Source organism: Comamonas sp. SCN 65-56, assembly GCF_001724135.1.
Classification (GTDB): Bacteria; Pseudomonadota; Gammaproteobacteria; order Burkholderiales; family Burkholderiaceae_C; genus Comamonas_C.
Window position 1 is genome coordinate 106,873 of sequence record NZ_MEDS01000007.1, and the last position, 19,007, is coordinate 125,879.

18 protein-coding genes and 1 rRNA gene are annotated in these 19,007 nt (G+C 61.7%); all 19 read left to right on the top strand.

The window, feature by feature from the left end; translation table 11 throughout:
- Positions 1 to 81: 81 nt before the first annotated feature.
- Positions 82 to 1,305 carry a pseudouridine synthase gene (locus ABS45_RS05215; RefSeq protein ID WP_291553750.1) on the top strand — a complete coding sequence of 408 codons (1,224 nt, stop codon included), beginning with the start codon at positions 82 to 84 and terminating at the stop codon, positions 1,303 to 1,305.
- 74 nt (positions 1,306 to 1,379) lie between these two features.
- Positions 1,380 to 1,805, top strand: a complete 426-nt coding sequence (gene ndk, locus ABS45_RS05220) for a nucleoside-diphosphate kinase (protein ID WP_291553714.1) — start codon at positions 1,380 to 1,382, stop codon at positions 1,803 to 1,805.
- Positions 1,806 to 1,853: 48 nt separating this feature from the next.
- Positions 1,854 to 2,972: a 23S rRNA (adenine(2503)-C(2))-methyltransferase RlmN gene (rlmN, locus tag ABS45_RS05225; protein ID WP_291553716.1), complete on the top strand. Its 1,119-nt coding sequence runs from the start codon at positions 1,854 to 1,856 to the stop codon at positions 2,970 to 2,972.
- Between the two features lie 83 nt (positions 2,973 to 3,055).
- Positions 3,056 to 3,823 carry a type IV pilus biogenesis/stability protein PilW gene (pilW, locus tag ABS45_RS05230; protein ID WP_291553718.1) on the top strand — a complete coding sequence of 256 codons (768 nt, stop codon included), beginning with the start codon at positions 3,056 to 3,058 and terminating at the stop codon, positions 3,821 to 3,823.
- Complete coding sequence (locus ABS45_RS05235; protein WP_291553721.1) at positions 3,816 to 4,709, top strand: RodZ domain-containing protein; 894 nt, start codon at positions 3,816 to 3,818, stop codon at positions 4,707 to 4,709. The genes pilW and ABS45_RS05235 overlap by 8 nt, the downstream gene beginning before the upstream one ends.
- Before the next feature lie 6 nt (positions 4,710 to 4,715).
- Entirely contained in the window at positions 4,716 to 5,996 is a 1,281-nt protein-coding gene (ispG, locus tag ABS45_RS05240; RefSeq protein WP_291553752.1) for a flavodoxin-dependent (E)-4-hydroxy-3-methylbut-2-enyl-diphosphate synthase, read from the top strand.
- Between the two features lie 77 nt (positions 5,997 to 6,073).
- Positions 6,074 to 7,363, top strand: coding sequence for a histidine--tRNA ligase (gene hisS, locus ABS45_RS05245; protein WP_291553723.1), 1,290 nt, complete (start codon positions 6,074 to 6,076; stop codon positions 7,361 to 7,363).
- Positions 7,364 to 7,378: 15 nt separating this feature from the next.
- Positions 7,379 to 8,038 (top strand): tetratricopeptide repeat protein, encoded by a 660-nt coding sequence (locus ABS45_RS05250; protein ID WP_291553725.1) that lies wholly within the window; start codon positions 7,379 to 7,381, stop codon positions 8,036 to 8,038.
- Complete coding sequence (bamB, locus tag ABS45_RS05255; RefSeq protein ID WP_291553727.1) at positions 8,035 to 9,165, top strand: outer membrane protein assembly factor BamB; 1,131 nt, start codon at positions 8,035 to 8,037, stop codon at positions 9,163 to 9,165. The genes ABS45_RS05250 and bamB overlap by 4 nt, the downstream gene beginning before the upstream one ends.
- A 14-nt stretch (positions 9,166 to 9,179) precedes the next feature.
- On the top strand, positions 9,180 to 10,523 hold the full coding sequence (gene der, locus ABS45_RS05260) for a ribosome biogenesis GTPase Der (protein ID WP_291553730.1): 1,344 nt from the start codon (positions 9,180 to 9,182) through the stop codon (positions 10,521 to 10,523).
- A gap of 88 nt (positions 10,524 to 10,611) precedes the next feature.
- On the top strand, positions 10,612 to 10,860 hold the full coding sequence (gene hfq / locus ABS45_RS05265) for an RNA chaperone Hfq (RefSeq protein WP_024539688.1): 249 nt from the start codon (positions 10,612 to 10,614) through the stop codon (positions 10,858 to 10,860).
- A 52-nt stretch (positions 10,861 to 10,912) separates the two neighbouring features.
- A complete protein-coding gene (gene hflX / locus ABS45_RS05270) occupies positions 10,913 to 12,094 on the top strand; it encodes a GTPase HflX (protein ID WP_291553732.1) in 1,182 nt (393 codons plus the stop codon).
- A 39-nt stretch (positions 12,095 to 12,133) separates the two neighbouring features.
- Positions 12,134 to 13,489, top strand: a complete 1,356-nt coding sequence (hflK, locus tag ABS45_RS05275; RefSeq protein WP_291553733.1) for an FtsH protease activity modulator HflK — start codon at positions 12,134 to 12,136, stop codon at positions 13,487 to 13,489.
- On the top strand, positions 13,486 to 14,385 hold the full coding sequence (gene hflC / locus ABS45_RS05280) for a protease modulator HflC (protein WP_291553734.1): 900 nt from the start codon (positions 13,486 to 13,488) through the stop codon (positions 14,383 to 14,385). The genes hflK and hflC overlap by 4 nt, the downstream gene beginning before the upstream one ends.
- A 1-nt stretch (position 14,386) precedes the next feature.
- Entirely contained in the window at positions 14,387 to 14,572 is a 186-nt protein-coding gene (locus ABS45_RS05285) for a DUF2065 domain-containing protein (protein ID WP_291553735.1), read from the top strand.
- A gap of 61 nt (positions 14,573 to 14,633) precedes the next feature.
- Positions 14,634 to 15,782, top strand: coding sequence for an ATP phosphoribosyltransferase regulatory subunit (locus ABS45_RS05290; RefSeq protein ID WP_291553736.1), 1,149 nt, complete (start codon positions 14,634 to 14,636; stop codon positions 15,780 to 15,782).
- A gap of 33 nt (positions 15,783 to 15,815) precedes the next feature.
- A complete protein-coding gene (locus ABS45_RS05295; protein WP_291553737.1) occupies positions 15,816 to 17,189 on the top strand; it encodes an adenylosuccinate synthase in 1,374 nt (457 codons plus the stop codon).
- Positions 17,190 to 17,250: 61 nt separating this feature from the next.
- Positions 17,251 to 17,775 (top strand): phosphoribosyltransferase, encoded by a 525-nt coding sequence (locus ABS45_RS05300; RefSeq protein WP_291553739.1) that lies wholly within the window; start codon positions 17,251 to 17,253, stop codon positions 17,773 to 17,775.
- Positions 17,776 to 18,010: 235 nt separating this feature from the next.
- Positions 18,011 to 19,007, top strand: a 16S ribosomal RNA gene (locus tag ABS45_RS05305); the annotation flags it as partial.

Sequence of the window (19,007 nt, forward strand, 5' to 3'; positions counted from 1 at the left end):
CGATGCCCCAGGTGACTTTGCCGCTGCCAGTGCAGGAAGTGAACGGCGTTGAAACGGGGTACGAACCCGTGGGAAGTGATGATGAACGAAGAACCGATTGAAATGCCGGCCGAACCGGCAGCGCCAGCCACTGACGCCAAGCAGACACCGCAGCCGGACGCCGAGCCAAGGAGTCGCGGACCGCGCAGGCGCGGCATGCGCAGGCTTTCGGAGGACGGCTCGCCGCGCCCGCGGGCCGAGCCGCCGCCGCGCGAGCAGGTCTATGCGTTCGCCGATGTCGTCGCCGGCCAGCTCGATGAGGACGAGAACAATGCCGAACTGGCGCCGCCCAAGCGCGTGCTGCAACCACTGCCAGAGACCCCCAAGCTGCACAAGGTGCTGGCACAGGCCGGGATGGGTTCGCGCCTGGAGATGGAGCAGCTCATCCTGGAAGGGCGCATCTCGGTCAACAACGAGCCTGCGCACATTGGGCAGCGGGTGCAGTTCGGTGATCAGGTCAAGGTCAATGGCAAGCCCATCCGCTTTCGCATCGAGCCGCCCGCTGCGCGCGTGCTGGCCTACCACAAGCCCGCCGGCGAAGTGGTGACGATGGACGATCCGGAGAACCGGCCGACGGTGTTCCGCAAGCTGCCCCGGCTGCCGCAGGGCAAGTGGCAATCCGTGGGACGGCTGGACTTGAATACCGAAGGCTTGCTGCTGTTCACCAGCTCTGGCGATCTGGCCAACCGCCTGATGCACCCGCGATTCGGCATGGAGCGCGAATATGCGGTCCGCGTGCTTGGCGCCCTGAGCAACGAGGAGAAGCAGCAGTTGCTCGATGGCGTCACGCTCGACGATGGGGTGGCGGCGTTTGGCGCCATTGAGGATGGCGGAGGCGAAGGCGCGAACTGCTGGTACCGCGTCACGATCGCGGAAGGGCGCAATCGGGAGGTTCGACGCATGATTGAAGCCGTCGGCCATGCCGTAAGCCGCTTGATCCGCATCCGCTACGGAGCGATGGTGCTGCCGCGCGGACTCAAGCGCGGCACCTGGATGGAGCTGGATGAGCGCGACATCCGGGCGTTGACACAGGCCGCGGGCATGCCGCAGGTTGCTGCCGCGCGCGGTGAGCGCAAGTCCGGTGGCGGGCAAGCCAATGGCCGCAGAGGATCGGGCAAAAAAGCCCAGGGGCCTGGCCGCGACAGCGGTACTGCGCAGCCGGATCCGATGAAAACGTCCGTGGGCTACATCGGTGCCGACAGCTTTGCGCGCCAGCGCCGCGAACGACAAAACCCCGGGCCGCGCCGCTCCGGTCGGCGCTTCTGAAGGAACATCGTAAAATCAACGGCTTTGCGTACTGCGCGAAACCACACTTTCATTGCACTCAGGAACATACAACCATGGCCATTGAACGCACCCTCTCCATCATCAAACCGGATGCCGTTGCCAAGAACGTGATTGGCCAGATTTACGCCCGCTTTGAAGCGGCAGGCCTGAAGGTGGCTGCCGCGCGCATGATTCACCTCTCGCGCGCCCAGGCCGAGCAGTTTTATGCGGTACACAAAGAGCGCCCGTTTTTCAAGGATCTGGTGGATTTCATGATTTCAGGCCCGGTCATGGTGCAGGTGCTTGAAGGCGAAAATGCCGTCCTCAAGAACCGCGAGCTCATGGGTGCGACCGATCCCAAGAAGGCCGCGGCCGGCACGATTCGCGCTGATTTCGCCGACAGCATCGATGCCAATGCAGTGCATGGCTCCGATGCCGCCGAGACCGCCGCTGTGGAAGTGGCATTTTTCTTCCCCGGCTGGGCCGTTTACGCGCGCTGAGCGCTGCGCCGCTGCCTCTGCGCTCAGAGGGGCGGCGCGGGTGAGACCATGCTGACCAATCTCCTCGACCTCGACAGAGATGCGCTCGTGGCGTTTTGCGGCGGGTTGGGGGAAAAACCGTTTCGTGCAACGCAATTGTTTCGCTGGATCCACCAGCGTGGTGTGCAGGATTTCGACCAGATGACCGATCTGGCGAAGTCCTTGCGTGAAAAGCTCAAGGATTGCGCCTATATCGTTGCGCCGCCGGTGGCAAAAGAGCATGTCTCTGCCGACGGAACCGTCAAATGGCTGTTTGACGTTGGCCGCAGCAACGCGATCGAGACCGTCTTCATTCCCGAGGATGACAGGGGCACGCTGTGTGTCTCGAGCCAGGCGGGCTGCGCGGTTGGCTGTCGTTTTTGCTCCACCGGCCACCAGGGCTTCAGCCGGCATTTGACGGCTGGCGAGATCGTCGGGCAACTCTGGTGGGCCGAGCACGCGTTGCGCAAGCGCCTGGGGTCGCAGGAGCGGGTGATTACGAACGTGGTGTTCATGGGCATGGGCGAGCCCATGCACAACTACCCGGCGCTGGTGCCGGCACTGCGCACCATGCTCGATGATCATGCCTATGGTCTGTCGCGCCGGCGAGTGACGGTGTCCACATCGGGTGTCGTGCCGATGATTGACCGGCTGGCGGCAGACTGCCCGGTGGCGTTGGCGATCTCGCTCCACGCTCCGGGTGATGCGTTGCGTGACACCCTGGTGCCGCTCAACCGCAAATACCCGCTGGCAGAGCTGATGGGCGCTGCCCGGCGGTATCTGGATGCGGCCCCGCGTGATTTCATCACCTTCGAATACTGCATGCTCGATGGCGTCAACGACCAGCCGGAGCATGCGCGGCAATTGATCGAACTGATCCATGACAAGCGCTGGGCAGGGCTGTCCTGCAAGCTCAACCTGATCCCGTTCAATCCGTTCCCGCAGTCCGGCCTGCGGCGATCGCCCGATGCGGCCATCGCTGCATTTGCCAAGGTGCTGCTGGATGCAGGTATCGTCACCACCGTGCGCAAGACGCGCGGCGATGACATCGATGCCGCCTGTGGTCAGCTGGCCGGAGAAGTGCAGGATCGCACGCGTGTGAATGAACGCATGGCCAAGCTGCGCGTGAGTGCGCCACAGGCCACATGATGAATGGGCATGTCGTGACGAAAGGGGCGAGCATGGTGTGGAACCGTTGGTTCAGAGGTCGGTCGCCCAGGTGGTTGGCAGCCATGCTGCTGGGCACGGCACTGCTGGTTTTGCAAGGCTGCGCGCACCAGCCGCCGCCGGACGATGGCCATGCCGCAGTGGGCACGGAGAACCCGGACGCGCGCAAGCGGGCGCATATCCGTTTGGAGCTGGCGGCGAACTATCTGCAACTGGGCAAGACGGATGTGGCGCTGGAAGAGACACGCCAGGCGTTGGCGGCAGACCCCGGCTATGCCGATGCCTACCACATGCGCGGCCTGGTTTATATGGCCATGCAGGACTGGACCAAGGCGCAGGCCAGCTTGCAGCGCGCGCGCGAGCTCAAGCCCAACGACGCGGACATCCTGCACAACTTTGGCTGGCTGCAATGCCAGCAGCAGCACTGGGACGAGGCCGACGTCTTGTTCAAGCAAGCGCTCGCCGTTCCCGGCTATGCATCGAGAACCAAGACGCAAACGGCGCAGGGCATCTGCTATGAACGCGCAGGGCACTTGAAATTGGCGGAGCAGACATTGCTGCACGCCTATGAGTTCGATGCGCGCAACCCTGCGGTCGGCTACCACTTGGCGTCGGTGATCTTTGCCCAGGGCGATGCCCAGCGGGCGCAGTTCTACATCCGGCGTGTCAACAATGGCGAGTTCTCCGATGCGGCTTCGCTGTGGCTGGGCATCAAGGTGGAGCGTGCGCTCAAGGATGGCCAGGCGATGAGTCAGCTGGGTGAGCAATTGCACCGGCGCTACCCCGAATCCAAAGAAGCCTTGGCCTTGAGCCGAGGGGCGTTTGATGAGTGACGCTGCCAATATTGCTTCGCAAGAGTCGGCGGCAGCCAGCGGGACGGCACCGAATGCCACGACGGCTGGCAGGCTGATTGCGGCTCGGCGTGTACAGGCGGGCATGCACCTCGCGGCGGTTGCTGCAACGCTGAAGGTGCCGATGCACAGACTGGAAGCACTGGAGGCCGATCGCTACGATGCGTTTCCGGATACGGTGTTCCTGCGTGCGCTGGCGTCCAGTGTCTGCAGGGTACTCAAGAGCGATCCGGCGCCGGTTTTGGCCCTGTTGCCGCAGCTTCCGCCGGCAGCGCTCGAGAGCCGGCCCGATCTGAATGCTCGCTTCAAGGAGGGTACTGCCGCAGGGGGCGGTGCCAGCAGCCTGCCAATGTCTCGCGCGATGGCGTTCACGGTGATCGTTCTGCTGGCGGCTGCACTGGTATTGGCGTTCTTGCCACGCGATGGCGCGCAGGTGCCACAGCCTGAGCCAGATTCGGCAGAGCCGTTGCAGGCGCCTGCGAACGCAGTGTCCGTCCCAGCTCCAGCGCCTGAAGAAAACGAGGCGCCAGCGGCGGAAGCTGCCGCATCGGCTCCAGTCGCCGCTTCGCAGGACATTGCGCAAGCGCAGCCGGCGGCAACGCAGGTGGATGCGCCAGCCAATGTCGCGCCGGACGCACCGCTGGTCATTCAGGCGCGCGACCAGACCTGGGTGCAGGTGCGCGATGCCTCGGGCGCCGTCATGGTGGAAAAAACCTTGCAGAAAGGCGACAAGTTCGCTGCCCAAGGCGCCGGCCCGTGGTCGGTGGTCGTCGGACGTGCGGATGCCGCCGATGTCGTGGTGCGCGGGCAAGCTATGGATTTGATGGGCATCGCACGCAGTAATGTTGCGCGGTTCGAGGTGAAATGAATGTTGATGGTTGATGGGAATGCACCGATTGCGCTGGTGGCACCGGCACAGCGCCGCTCGCGCCAGGCGCGTGTAGCGTGGGGTGATGCAGTGGTTACGGTGGGGGGCGATGCGCCGGTGCGCGTGCAGTCCATGACCAATACGGATACGACGGATGTCAAGGCCACGGTCGTCCAGGTGCGGCAGCTGGCGCAGGCAGGATCCGAGTTGGTGCGCATCACGGTGAACACACCCGAGGCCGCTGCGGCTGTGCCGCTGATTCGCGAGCGGCTGGACCAGATGGGTGAATCGGTGCCGCTGGTCGGCGATTTCCATTACAACGGCCACCGTCTGCTGACGGATTTCCCGGAGTGCGCCCGCACGCTTTCCAAATACCGCATCAACCCCGGCAATGTGGGCAAGGGCGACAAGCACGACAAGCAGTTTGCGCAAATGATCGAGGCGGCGTTGCGCTGGGACAAGCCGGTGCGTATCGGCGTCAATTGGGGCAGCCTCGATCAGGAGCTGCTGACCGGGCTGATGGATGAAAACGGGATGCGCCCCGAGCCCTGGGATGCGCGCCAGGTGATGTATGAAGCCCTGGTGCGCTCGGCGATTTCATCGGCCAGGCGAGCGGAGGAGCTGGGCATGCGGGGCGAGCAGATCATCCTCTCGTGCAAGGTCAGCGGCGTGCAGGACTTGATCGCCGTCTATCGGGGACTGGCGCAACGCTGTGATTACGCATTGCATCTGGGTCTGACGGAAGCGGGCATGGGTGCGAAGGGCATCGTGGCCTCGACAGCGGCGATGGCGCAGCTGTTGCAGGAGGGTATCGGCGACACCATCCGCGTCTCGCTGACGCCCAAGCCGGGTGAGCCGCGCACGCAAGAGGTCCTGGTGGCGACCGAAATCCTGCAATCACTGGGTCTGCGGGCGTTTGCGCCCAGTGTCACCGCCTGCCCCGGTTGCGGGCGTACCACCAGCACCACGTTCCAGGAGCTTGCCAAGCAGATTGACGACTACCTGCGCGCGCAGATGCCCGTCTGGCGCTCGCAATACCCCGGCGTGGAGCAGCTGCGCGTGGCAGTGATGGGCTGCATTGTCAATGGCCCGGGCGAGAGCAAGCATGCGGATATCGGCATCAGCCTGCCGGGTACGGGCGAGGCCCCGGTGGCGCCGGTGTATGTCGACGGACAGAAGGCCGCGACCCTGCGCGGCGAGCGCATCGCCAGTGAATTCCAGGAGCTGGTCGAAGGCTACGTGAAGCAGCGTTTCGGGCTCAAGGCTGGCGCTGCGGCGATCTCGTAAATTACTATGAAAATAAGAGCTTTACACGCATGTACAGCATGCGCTAGAGGCATTTTTGATTTGAATTTTTGAAGTACATGCAAAGACTGGCTGCCATCAAAGGCATGAACGACATCCTGCCGCCCGATTCCGCCCGTTGGGAGTGGCTGGAGGCCGTGGTGCGCTCCCTCATGCAGCGCTATGCCTACCGCGCGATCCGCACGCCCATCGTCGAGCCGACGGCGCTTTTCGTGCGCGGGCTTGGTGAAGTGACCGATATCGTCGAGAAGGAGATGTATTCCTTCGAAGACAGGCTCAATGGCGAACAGCTCACTTTGCGCCCTGAGGCCACGGCAGGCGTGGTGCGGGCGGCGGTGGAGCATTCCCTGCTGCATGATGGCGGCAAGCGCCTGTATTACCTGGGGCCGATGTTCCGCCATGAGCGCCCGCAGCGCGGCCGTTATCGGCAGTTTCACCAGATTGGCGTGGAAGCACTGGGCTTTGCCGGTGCCGAGATGGACGCCGAGGTGATTTTGCTCGCCCACGCGTTGTGGGCCGAGCTGGGTCTTGCCCATGTGCGGCTGGAGCTCAACAGCCTGGGCCAGCCCGAGGAGCGCAAGGCGCATCGCGCGGCGCTGATTGCGTATTTCGAGCGGCATGCCGATCTGTTGGATGAGGATGCACGGCGGCGCCTGCACACCAACCCGCTGCGCATCCTGGATACCAAGAACCCGGCGATGCAGGCCATGGTGGAGGCTGCGCCCCAGTTGATGGACTACCTCGGCGATGCCTCGCGTGCGCATCTGCAGGCGGTGCAGCGCATCCTCGATGCCGCGGGTGTTGCATGGCGCATCAACCCGCGGCTGGTGCGCGGCATGGATTACTACAACCTCACGGTTTTTGAGTTCGTCACCGACCAGCTCGGGTCGCAAGGCACGATTTGCGGTGGCGGCCGTTACGACTACCTGATCGAGCAGATGGGTGGCAAGGCAGCGCCCGCGGTCGGCTGGGCGCTGGGCGTGGAGCGCGTGCTCGAGCTGCTCAAGGAGCAGGAACTGGCCGTGCCGGCCATCGCGCCGGATGCCTATGCCGTGGTGCCGGATGCTAGTGCGCTGCCGGTGGCAATGGCCACGCTGCAGCAATTGCGTGCCCAGGGCGTTGCTGTGCAAATGCACAGCGCTGCAGGCACTGTGCAGGGCATGGGCAGCATGAAGGCGCAATTCAAGAAGGCGGATGGCAGCGGCGCGCGCTACGCTCTCGTTTTCGGAGTGGATGAGCTGCAGGCAGGCATGGTGTCCGTCAAGCCGTTGCGTGATGCGGGAGAGCAGGTGCGGCAACCGCTGACCGAGGTCGCACGCTGGGCCGCCAGCCTACAATCCGCGCGCTGAACGAAGGACTCACACATGGCTCGTCATTTCGACCTTGAAGAACAGGAACAGATTGCGCAGTTCAAGCATTTCTGGGGCACCTGGGGCAACCTGATCACCTGGAGCGTGATTGTCATCATGGGCGCGCTGGCCGCCTGGAATGGCTATCGTTACTGGCAGGCACGGCAAGCCCAGCAGGCGGTTGCCATGTTGGACGCAGTGCAGGTGGCGGCCCAGTCGAACGATCTGGAACGGGTGCAGCAGATTTTTGCTGACCTTTCCAAGGACTATCCGCGCACGGTGCAAGCGGGCGTGGCCGGCCTGCTGGCGGGGAAAGAATTTGCCAATGCCGGGCGCTGGAAGGAATCGCAGGCGTCGCTGCGCTGGGTTATCGACAACTCCAGCGAGGCTGGCTACAGCGCCTTGGCGCGCCTGCGCCTGGCTGGCGTGCTGATCCAGGAAAAATCCTACGACGATGCGTTGGCGCAGCTGTCGGTATCGTTCCCGCCCGAATTCGCGGCCATCGTTGCGGATCGCAAGGGCGATGTGCTGGATCTGCAGGGCAAGAAGCAGGATGCCATTGCAGAGTACCGCCGCGCCTACGATGGGCTCAACGAGCAGCTGGCCTATCGCCAGGTGGTGCAAGCCAAGCTTGATGCGCTGGGTGCGGGTGTGCCGGCGAAGGAGGGTGCATGAGCGCGGTGCGCCGCCTGACCAGTGCGCTGGCCGCTGCCGTGATGCTGGCGTTGGCGTTGGCGGGCTGCGGCTCTTCCAAACCCAAGCCGGCGGATCTGGGGCCGCCCGTGGCGCTGCTTCCGGTACACCAGGCGTGGCACGTCTCGATCGGCTCCGTGGCGGGAATGGTGTTGGTGCCAGCCGTTCATGGGGATACCGTGGTTCTCGCGTCCGAGGGTGGGACGGTGACGGGGCTGGACGCCCGTACCGGCAGCAGCCTGTGGCGCGTTCAGCTCAATGCCAGGCTTGCAGCGGGGGTGGGCACCGATGGGCGCCGCACGGCCGTGGTGTCCAAGGAGCGGCAGCTTATCGTCATCGAAAACGGTGTGGAGAAATGGCAGAAGCAGCTTCCTGCCCAGGCGTTCACGGCGCCTCTGGTTGCCGGCGGTCGGGTCTTCGTCGTGACGGGGGATCGCTCCGTCATGGCCTTTGATGGCGAGACCGGCTACCGACTCTGGAACCAGCAACGCCAGGGCGAGGCCTTGGTGCTGCAGGCAAGTGGCTTGCTGACGGCCGTGGGCGATACCTTGGTAGCGGGTCTTTCGGGGCGCATGGTCGGGTTTGACCCTGATACTGGTGCCATACGCTGGGAGGCGCCTCTGGCTGCGCCGCGCGGCTCCAACGATGTGGAGCGCCTGGTCGAGCTCCTCGGCGGTGTAAGCCGCGAGGGCAATGTGGTGTGTGCGCGCGCCTTCCAGGCCGCGGTCGGATGTGTTGATGCTTCGCGCGGAGCTTTGCTCTGGACGCGGCCGGCGCATGGCGCGCAGGGGATTGATGGTGATGCCGAGGCGCTCTACGGCAGCGAGAGCAATGGCACGGTCCAAGCGTGGAAACGCACCGATGGTGCACCCTTGTGGACGCACGAACAGTTGCGCTATCGCTCGCTCACCGCACCGCTGGTGCTGGGGCGCTCGGTCGTCATCGGTGACGAAACGGGGCAGGTGCATCTGCTGTCACGTGAAGATGGTTCGCCACTCAATCGATTGAGCACCGACAGCTCCGGCGTTGCGGCAACGCCCGTGACGGCGGGAAAGACACTGGTCGTCGTCACGCGTCAGGGCGGCGTCTACGGTTTTCGCCCTGACTGACTCGGGGATGCCTTGTGAAACCAGTGATCGCCCTCGTGGGGCGAACCAATGTCGGCAAGTCCACGCTGTTCAATCGGCTGACCCGCTCGCGTGACGCCATCGTCGCGGATGCTGCGGGTCTGACTCGCGACCGCCATTACGGCAACGGCAGGCAGGGCCCGCACGAGTACATCGTTGTGGATACCGGCGGCTTCGAGCCCGATGCAGGCACCGGCATCTATCAGGAAATGGCCAAACAAACGCGCCAGGCAATCGCCGAGGCCGATGTGGTGGTGTTTGTCGTGGATGTGCGCGGCGGCCTCTCGGCGCAAGACCATGACATCGCGCGCTACCTCAGGCGCTTGGGCAAGCCTTGCATCGTCGCTGGCAACAAGGCCGAGGGCATGCAGGACAGCGCTCTGCTGGGTGAGTTCTATGAGCTCGGTCTGGGCCATGTGCATCCGGTATCTGCCGCGCACGGACAGGGCATTCGCAGTTTGGTGGACCTTGCCCTGGAGCCGCTGAGCCTGGGGGAGGATGCCGACGATGGCGAAGCGCCGCAAAGCGATGCCATCCGTCTGGCGGTGGCGGGCCGACCCAACGTCGGCAAGTCAACGCTCATCAATGCCTGGCTCGGCGAAGAGCGCTTGGTGGCATTTGACATGCCGGGCACGACGCGCGATGCCATCACGGTACCGTTCGAGCAGCGAGGGCAAAAATTCGAATTGATAGATACCGCCGGACTGCGCAAGCGCGGCAAGGTGTTTGAAACCATAGAAAAATTTTCCGTCATCAAGACCTTGCGTGCGATCGAATCGGCGCATGTGGTGCTGCTCCTGCTTGATGCGACCCAGGGGGTGACGGATCAGGACGCGCACATTGCCGGCTACATTCTTGAGAGCGGTCGGGCAGTGGTAATTGCGGTCAACAAATGGGATGCCGTCGACGAGTACCAGCGCCAGCAGGTGCAGCGCTCGATCGAAAACCGGTTGGCATTTCTCAAGTTCGCCGCAATGCATTTCATCTCTGCATCCAGGCGTCAAGGTATCGGCGCGCTATGGGGGTCGATCCGTCAGGCCCATTTGGCCGCCAATCGCAAGATGCCCACGCCGGTACTGACCCGGGTGCTACTGGAATCGGTGCAATTCCAGACGCCCAAACGCTCGGGTTCCTCGCGCCCCAAGCCGCGCTATGCTCACCAGGGTGGGATGAACCCGCCAGTCATCGTGATCCACGGCAATGCATTGGAGCAGCTGACGGATGGGTACAAACGCTTTCTCGAGGGGCGCTTTCGCAAGGAATTCGACCTCGTGGGCACGCCCCTGCGGCTGGAGCTAAGAACCTCGAAAAATCCCTATGCCGACAAAAGCGGTACTTGAAAACCTGATTTCTCATCTCAAATACAGGTGACGGGGCGGCTGTGGTAAGGTGACGCCCCACAACAACAGTTTGAACACGGAGCATATCGTGAGCAACAAAGGCCAACTTCTCCAAGACCCGTTTCTGAACGCGCTGCGCCGCGAGCATGTACCGGTGTCCATTTATCTTGTGAACGGCATCAAGCTGCAGGGCCAGATCGAATCTTTTGATCAGTATGTCGTGCTGCTGCGCAATACCGTGACCCAAATGGTCTACAAGCACGCCATCTCGACCATCGTGCCGGGGCGCGCCGTCAATTTTGCCGCCGCTGAATCTGCCGATGGAGGCGATCAATAAACGCCGCGGTGCAGCTTGACGCTGCATTGCCGGCGCGTGCGGGCGTGCAGCGATGAATTCGGCGATTTCTTCAGTTCAGGACGCTGCGCCAGTACTGCTGGCGGGAGTGGATTTCGGCGCGGGCGGGTTTGATGGCGAACTCGAAGAACTTGCGTTGCTGGCGCGCAGTGCCGGGCTGGCGCCTGTAGCTCAACTGACGTGCAGGCGCAAGGCGCCGGATGCAGCACTTTTTGTCGGTAGCGGCAAGGCGGAAGAAATTGGTGCTCTGGCGAAGGACAGCGGAGCGCTGGAGATCATTTTCGATCAGACGTTGAGCCCTGCGCAGCAGCGCAACCTGGAGCGGGCACTGGGTCTGCCGGTGTATGACCGGACCATGCTCATTCTGGAGATTTTTGCGCAGCGTGCACGCAGTTACGAAGGCAAGCTCCAGGTGGAGTTGGCGCGCCTGCAGTACCTGAGCACCCGTCTTGTGCGCCGCTGGACGCACCTGGAGCGCCAACGCGGCGGCATTGGTGCACGTGGTGGCCCGGGCGAGCGGCAGATCGAACTGGACAGGCGCATGATTGGTGACACCATCAAGCGCACCCGGGATCGGCTTGTCAAGGTGCAGCGTCAGCGGGCGACCCAGCGGCGCCAGCGCCAGCGACGCGATACGTTTTGTGTCTCCCTGGTGGGCTACACCAATGCGGGCAAATCAACCCTGTTCAATGCCTTGGTGAAGGCGCAGGCCTATGCGGCTGACCAATTGTTTGCCACGCTGGACACCGCCACGCGACGTTTGTATCTGGGTGAACAAGCGGGCGCCATTTCGCTGTCCGATACCGTCGGCTTCATTCGCGATCTGCCGCATGGCCTGATCAGCGCGTTCAAGGCCACTTTGCAAGAGGCAGCGGAAGCGCATCTGCTGCTGCATGTGGTTGACACGGCAAATCCTGGTCATTCAGAGCAGATGGCTCAGGTCCAGCAGGTACTGGAAGAGATTGGTGCGGCAGATGTGTCGCAAGTGCTGGTTTTCAACAAGGTCGATGCGCTCGCCGATCAGGAGCGTCCGGTCGTGTGGCAGGACGCGTATGCATTGCAGGGGCGCACATTGGATCGTGTGTTTGTCAGTGCCCGGACGGGTGAAGGCCTTGCTGCATTGCGGGAGTTGCTATCGCAAAAGGCAACCCGGCACGCCGTGGAGCTTGAAGGTTGCATGGACACTGAACAACCGGACGATAGCAGCATCCATTGACACGACAATATCAACCACCATTGAGCCGAGAACGCACGCATGTATCTCCATGAAAGGGTCATCCGAAGGGTGTTCGGATGGATGTACAACCTGAACGACCCACGTTGGGGCCGTGGCGAAGACAAGGGACAGGACGAGCCGCGCCCGGATTCTGAACGTCCCCCGAATGAGACGCCGCCTGAAAGGCCCGCACGCAGTCCGCAGTCGGGTGGTTCGGCGCCGCCGGACTTGGACGAGCTGTGGCGCGATCTGCAACGCAAGCTCAATGGCTTGTTTGGCAGCGGCGGACGAGGTGGCCGCCGGGGCTTTCCCTCGCCTCCGGGTGGCGGAGGGTTTCAGCCGGACATGCGCAATGCCGGCAAGGGATTGTGGATCATCGCTGCGATTGCCGTACTGGTCTGGCTCTCCACGGGGTTTTTCATCGTGCAGGAAGGTCAGCAGGCGGTGATTACCCAGTTCGGCAAGTACAAGAGTACGGTAGGCGCCGGCTTCAATTGGCGTCTGCCCTATCCCATCGAGCGCCATGAACTGGTTTTCGTTACCCAGATTCGCTCGGTGGATATTGGTCGTGATTCGATCATCAAGGCAACTGGTTTGCGTGAATCTGCCATGCTGACCGAAGATGAAAACATCGTCGAAATCAAATTCGCCGTCCAGTATCGGCTCAACGATGCGCGCGCCTGGCTGTTTGAAAGTCGCAACCCGGCCGATGCCGTGGTGCAGGCCGCGGAAAGCGCGGTGCGCGAGGTGGTCGGCAGGATGAAGATGGATTCGGCCCTCGCCGACGAGCGCGATCAGATTGCGCCTCGCGTGCGCACTTTGATGCAGACCATTCTTGATCGTTACAAGGTTGGCGTGGAAGTCGTAGGTATCAATCTGCAGCAGGGAGGCGTGCGCCCGCCGGAGCAGGTGCAGGCGGCGTTTGACGATGTGCTGAAAGCGGGGCAGGAGCGTGAACGCACCAAAAATGAAGCACAAGCCTATGCCAATGACGTCGTGCCGCGCGCTTCCGGAGCGGCTTCGCGTCTGCAGGAGGAAGCGGCTGGTTACAAGGCGCGCATCGTTGCGCAGGCCCAGGGTGACGGACAACGCTTTGATTCGGTTGTCAGCGAGTACCAGAAGGCGCCGCAGGTCACCCGCGATCGGATGTACCTGGAGACCATGCAGCAAGTGCTGGGCAATGTGACCAAGGTATTGGTCGAGTCGCGCCAGGGCTCCAATCTGTTGTATTTGCCGCTGGACAAGCTGATCAACGGCAATTTCACGCCTGCTGCAGCGTCCGCGGGCACAGCGCCGGCAGCGCATGCCCCGTCGGTGCCGGCATCCACTACTGCGCCATCCGTAGTGGGCGACGCACGGTCTCGGGATACGGCTCGCTCGCGTGAGCGCGAGTGAATCGCATTGGATTTTTTGTTTCCACTCTGCTCCTGGTGCTGGTACTGGCGAGCTCGACTCTGTTTGTCGTCGACCAGCGGCAATTTGGTGTGGTCTACGCGTTGGGGCAGATCAAGGACGTTATCACTGAGCCAGGCCTGTATTTCAAGCTGCCGCCACCGCTGCAGAATGTGCGTTATATCGACAAGCGCCTGCTTACCCTCGATGGGTCGGAAACCGAATCGATGTTGACCGCGGAAAAGCAGCGGGTGGTGATCGACTGGTATGTCCGCTGGCGCATCACTGACCCTTCGGAGTACATCCGCAATGTCGGGTTGGACGAGGGTGCGGGGGCTTTGCAACTCAATCGCGTGGTGCGCAATGCTTTCCAGGAAGAAGTGAACCGCCGAACCGTGCGGGAACTGCTGTCGGACAAGCGTGATGCACTGATGGCCGACGTCAAGCGCGAAGTGTTGGAAGCGGTTCGCGGTGGCAAGCCCTGGGGCATGGATGTGGTGGACGTGCGGATTACGCGCGTCGACTATGTGGACTCCATCACTGAATCCGTCTATCGACGTATGGAGGCTGAGCGCAAGCGCGTGGCCAACGAATTGCGCTCAACCGGTGTCGCAGAAGGCGAAAAAATTCGCGCCGAAGCCGACCGGCAGCGCGAGGTGATTCTGGCCAATGCCTACCGTGATGCGCAGAAGGTCAAGGGCGAGGGTGATGCCCAGGCGACGCGAATCTATGCCGATGCGTTTGGCCGTGACCCGCAGTTTGCGCAGTTCTACCGCAGCCTGGAGGCTTACCGCGACAGTTTCAAGGGCAAGGGTGATTTCATGCTGCTGGATCCCGCAGGTACCGAATTTTTCAAGGCATGGCGTGCACCCACGCCCGCTGCGGCGCCGCGTAACTGAGATGCCAGACGCTCTCTGGGCGGCGCTGGCCTTGGTGCTAGTGCTCGAAGGCCTGCTTCCGTTCGCCGCGCCAGGAGTTTGGCGCCGTGCCTTTGCCCAGATGATCCAGATGCGCGATGGCCAGATCCGCTTCTGTGGTCTGGTGTGTATCTGCTTGGGCGGGCTGTTGCTGTTGTGGCTGGACTGAACCCTCGAGCCTGCTCTGCACGCTCGGTAGAATCGCTTTTTTAACAAGCTCGGTGTTTCGCATGTCCGCCTGGGTACTCCCGGATTACATCGCTGATGTCCTGCCATCCGAGGCCAGGCGCATTGAAGAGCTGCGCCGCGGCCTGCTGGATGCTGCTCGAAGCTACGGCTATGAACTGGTGATTCCACCCGTGTTCGAACACCTTGATTCACTGTTGACAGGCGCGGGTGAGGCCCTTGATCTGCAGACTTTCAAGTTCGTGGATCAGCTTTCCGGCAGGTCCTTGGGGCTGAGGGCGGACATGACGCAGCAGGTTGCCCGCATTGATGCCCACTTGCTCAATCGTCCCGGAATTACTCGCCTGTGCTATTGCGGACCAGTCATGCGCACCAGGCCTGACCGGCCGCACGCCACCAGGGAGCCATTGCAGTTTGGTGCGGAGATTTATGGCCATCCGGGCATAGAGGCTGAGATCGAGTCCGTGTTGCTGGCGCTGGAATGTCTGCGCGGGGCCGATGTGCATGAGCTGAGCATTGACTTGGCGGATGTCCGGATCGTCAGAAGTTTGCTGGCAGGGGTGCCGGTTGGCGCGCAGGTCTTGGGGCAAGTGCATGCGGCACTGGCTGCCAAGGATGCGAGTGAGTTGGCACGTTTGACCAGAGATTTTCCGAAGGCATCGCGCGAGGGCTTGTCGGCGCTGCTGCAGTTGTATGGAGATAGGGATGTTCTGGATGAGGCTGAAAAAGCACTCCACGGCATTCCAGGGGTTGGTTCTGCGCTACAAAATCTGCGTAATGTGGCGGCTGTGGTCCGGCGCGCACGCGTGACCTTCGATTTGGCCGATCTTCGTGGTTATTCTTACTACAGCGGCATTCGTTTTGCCATATATGCCACAGGCGTTTCAGATGCTTTGGCCCGTGGCGGGCGCTATGACGAAGTGGGTGCGGTGTTTGGACGCAATCGCCCTGCCGTCGGATTCAGTCTGGATGTCAAGCAACTGGTCGGTGCCATCCCGGCGCCACCACTGCGTGCCGCGATACGCGCACCGTGGCCGGTGGATGAAGCAGCTTCAGGCGCAGTGGCTTCTTTGCGCAAGCAAGGTGAAACGGTGGTGTGCGCATTGCCCGATAGTCCCAGCCAGATAGATGAGTTCGATTGCGATCGGGAGTTGGTGAACGTGGGCGGGCAGTGGGTCGTTCAGGCCCTGTAACCGATTGGAAATTCATTGATTGGGATGGTGGCGATGAGAGCAAGCAAGGGACGCAATTGCGTTGTGGTAGGGGCGCAGTGGGGCGATGAGGGCAAGGGCAAGCTGGTTGATTGGTTGACTGAGTCGGCGCAGGGCGTCGTCCGTTTCCAGGGCGGGCACAACGCCGGCCATACGCTGGTGATCAATGGGGTGAAGACGGCTTTGCACTTGATTCCCAGCGGGATCATGCACCCCGGCGTCAAGTGCTATATCGGCAACGGCGTCGTATTGTCTGCAGCCAAGCTGTTTGAGGAAATTGAAGGGCTGGAAGCTGCGGGGGTACAGGTGCGCTCCCGCTTGCGCGTGAGTGAGGCATGCCCGCTGATCCTTCCCTTTCATGCGGCGCTGGATGTCGCTCGCGAGGCGGCGCTGGAGCGTGGCGGGATTGAGAAAATCGGCACGACAGGTCGCGGGATTGGCCCGGCTTACGAAGACAAGATTGCCCGGCGTGCGCTGCGAGTGCAGGACCTCAAGCATCCCGAGCGCTTTGCCACCAAGCTGCGTGCGTTGTTGGAGTTGCACAACCACACGCTGGTTACTTTTCTTGGCTCGCGGGATTTCGGTTTTGGTGATGCGCTCAATCCCTACATGCGTGATGGTGCGGTGCAGTTTGAGCCTGTGTATGCCGAGGCCATGCGCCATGCTGAACTGCTCAAGCCGATGATGGCCGACGTATCCCGGGAGCTCAATCAGCTGCACACAGAAGGAGCCAGTCTGCTATTTGAGGGTGCCCAGGGAACCCTGCTGGACATTGATCACGGAACCTACCCTTACGTGACGTCGAGCAACTGCGTTGCCGGAAATGCGGCAGCTGGCTCGGGAGTGGGGCCGGGCATGCTGCATTACGTTCTCGGCATAGCCAAGGCTTATTGTACGCGCGTGGGCGGTGGACCATTTCCGACCGAACTCGACTGGGAGATGCCAGGGACGCCCGGGTACCACATGAGCACCGTGGGCGCCGAAAAGGGGGTAACCACGGGGCGCAGCCGCCGTTGCGGCTGGTTCGATGCGGCTTTGCTCAAGCGTAGTGCGCAGGTCAATGGCCTGTCGGGGCTGTGTGTTACGAAGTTGGATGTGCTTGACGGGTTGCAAGAGCTTTCCCTGTGCGTCGGCTATGAGCTTGATGGTGAGCGGATAGATCTGTTGCCGATGGGTGCGGATGAAATCGCCCGTTGCACGCCCATCTATGAAGTGATGCCTGGGTGGTCCGAGACGACCTTCGGTGCGACTCGGTACGGAGATTTGCCTGCCAACGCCCGTCGCTATCTGGAGCGCATCGAGCAGGTGACGGGTGTGCCAATAGCGATTGTTTCCACCAGTCCGGACAGGGCCCATACCATCGTGCGGCAGCAGCCGTTCGCCGGGTAGCATCCAATCGGCGCGTGCACTGTTCCTTGTTCCTTTCATCAATCAACGCCTGGACCCAACGATGCTGACAGAAGACGGCAAGCACTTGTACGTAAGCTATGACGAGTACCACGCCCTGATCGAAAAACTTGCACTCAAGGTGCATCACTCGGATTGGCAGTTCGACACCATCCTTTGTCTGGCGCGCGGCGGCATGCGGCCGGGCGACATCCTGAGCCGTATTTTCGACAAGCCGCTGGCGATCATGTCCACGAGCTCTTATCGCGCTGATGCCGGTACGGTGCAAGGGCATCTGGATATTGCACGCTACATCACGACCCCCAACGGTGAAATTGCAGGGCGTGTGCTGTTGGTGGACGATTTGGCCGATACGGGCCACACGCTCAATGCGGTTGTGTCTCTGCTCAAGGCAAGGTACGCCCCCATCACCGAATTGCGTTCGGCAACCTTGTGGGTGAAGGGGGTGTCTACCTTCGTGCCAGATTACTATGTTGACTTCCTGCCGACGGACCCGTGGATCCATCAGCCCTTCGAGACCTATGACGCACTGTCGCCAGACAAGCTTCTGGAGCGCTGGAAGGTGTGACGTTGGCGAAGACAGACCGAATTTTTTGAGAAAATTTGCGGCTCTGGCAAACGAATGAAAATTTCGTGTACAATGCAAGGCTTCGCTGATCGCAGCGTACTTTCCTGAAGGGGTGATCTGGTGGTTTTGGCTGCCGGGCTTGGATGGGAAGGGGAAAGAGGGATCGTTAACAAATCACAGCCGATAAGCGTGGGCGTTTGGTGGCACTCCTGGTGAGTGCCTGCTGGGCCCGTCCTTCGGGATAGGCTCGANATCCTGGCTCAGATTGAACGCTGGCGGCATGCCTTACACATGCAAGTCGAACGGCAGCGCGTCCTTCGGGATGGCGGCGAGTGGCGAACGGGTGAGTAAAGCATCGGAACGTGCCCGGTAGTGCGGGATAGCTCGGCGAAAGCCGGATTAATACCGCATGAGATCCGAGGATGAAAGCAGGGGACCCGCAAGGGCCTTGCGCTACTGGAGCGGCCGATGTCAGATTAGGTAGTTGGTGGGGTAAAGGCCTACCAAGCCTGCGATCTGTAGCTGGTCTGAGAGGATGATCAGCCACATCGGGACTGAGACACGGCCCGAACTCCTACGGGAGGCAGCAGTGGGGAATTTTGGACAATGGGCGCAAGCCTGATCCAGCCATGCCGCGTGCAGGATGAAGGCCTTCGGGTTGTAAACTGCTTTTGTACGGAACGAAAAGCCCCCTTCTAATAAAGGGGGGTGATGACGGTACCGTAAGAATAAGCACCGGCTAACTACGTGCCAGCAGCCGCGGTAATACGTAGGGTGCAAGCGTTAATCGGAATTACTGGGCGTAAAGCGTGCGCAGGCGGTTATATAAGACAGATGTGAAATCCCCGGGCTCAACCTGGGAACTGCATTTGTGACTGTATAGCTAGAGTACGGTAGAGGGGGATGGAATTCCGCGTGTAGCAGTGAAATGCGTAGATATGCGGAGGAACACCGATGGCGAAGGCAATCCCCTGGACCTGTACTGACGCTCATGCACGAAAGCGTGGGGAGCAAACAGGATTAGATACCCTGGTAGTCCACGCCCTAAACGATGTCAACTGGTTGTTGGGAATTAACTTTCTCAGTAACGAAGCTAACGCGTGAAGTTGACCGCCTGGGGAGTACGGCCGCAAGGTTAAAACTCAAAGGAATTGACGGGGACCCGCACAAGCGGTGGATGATGTGGTTTAATTCGATGCAACGCGAAAAACCTTACCCACCTTTGACATGTA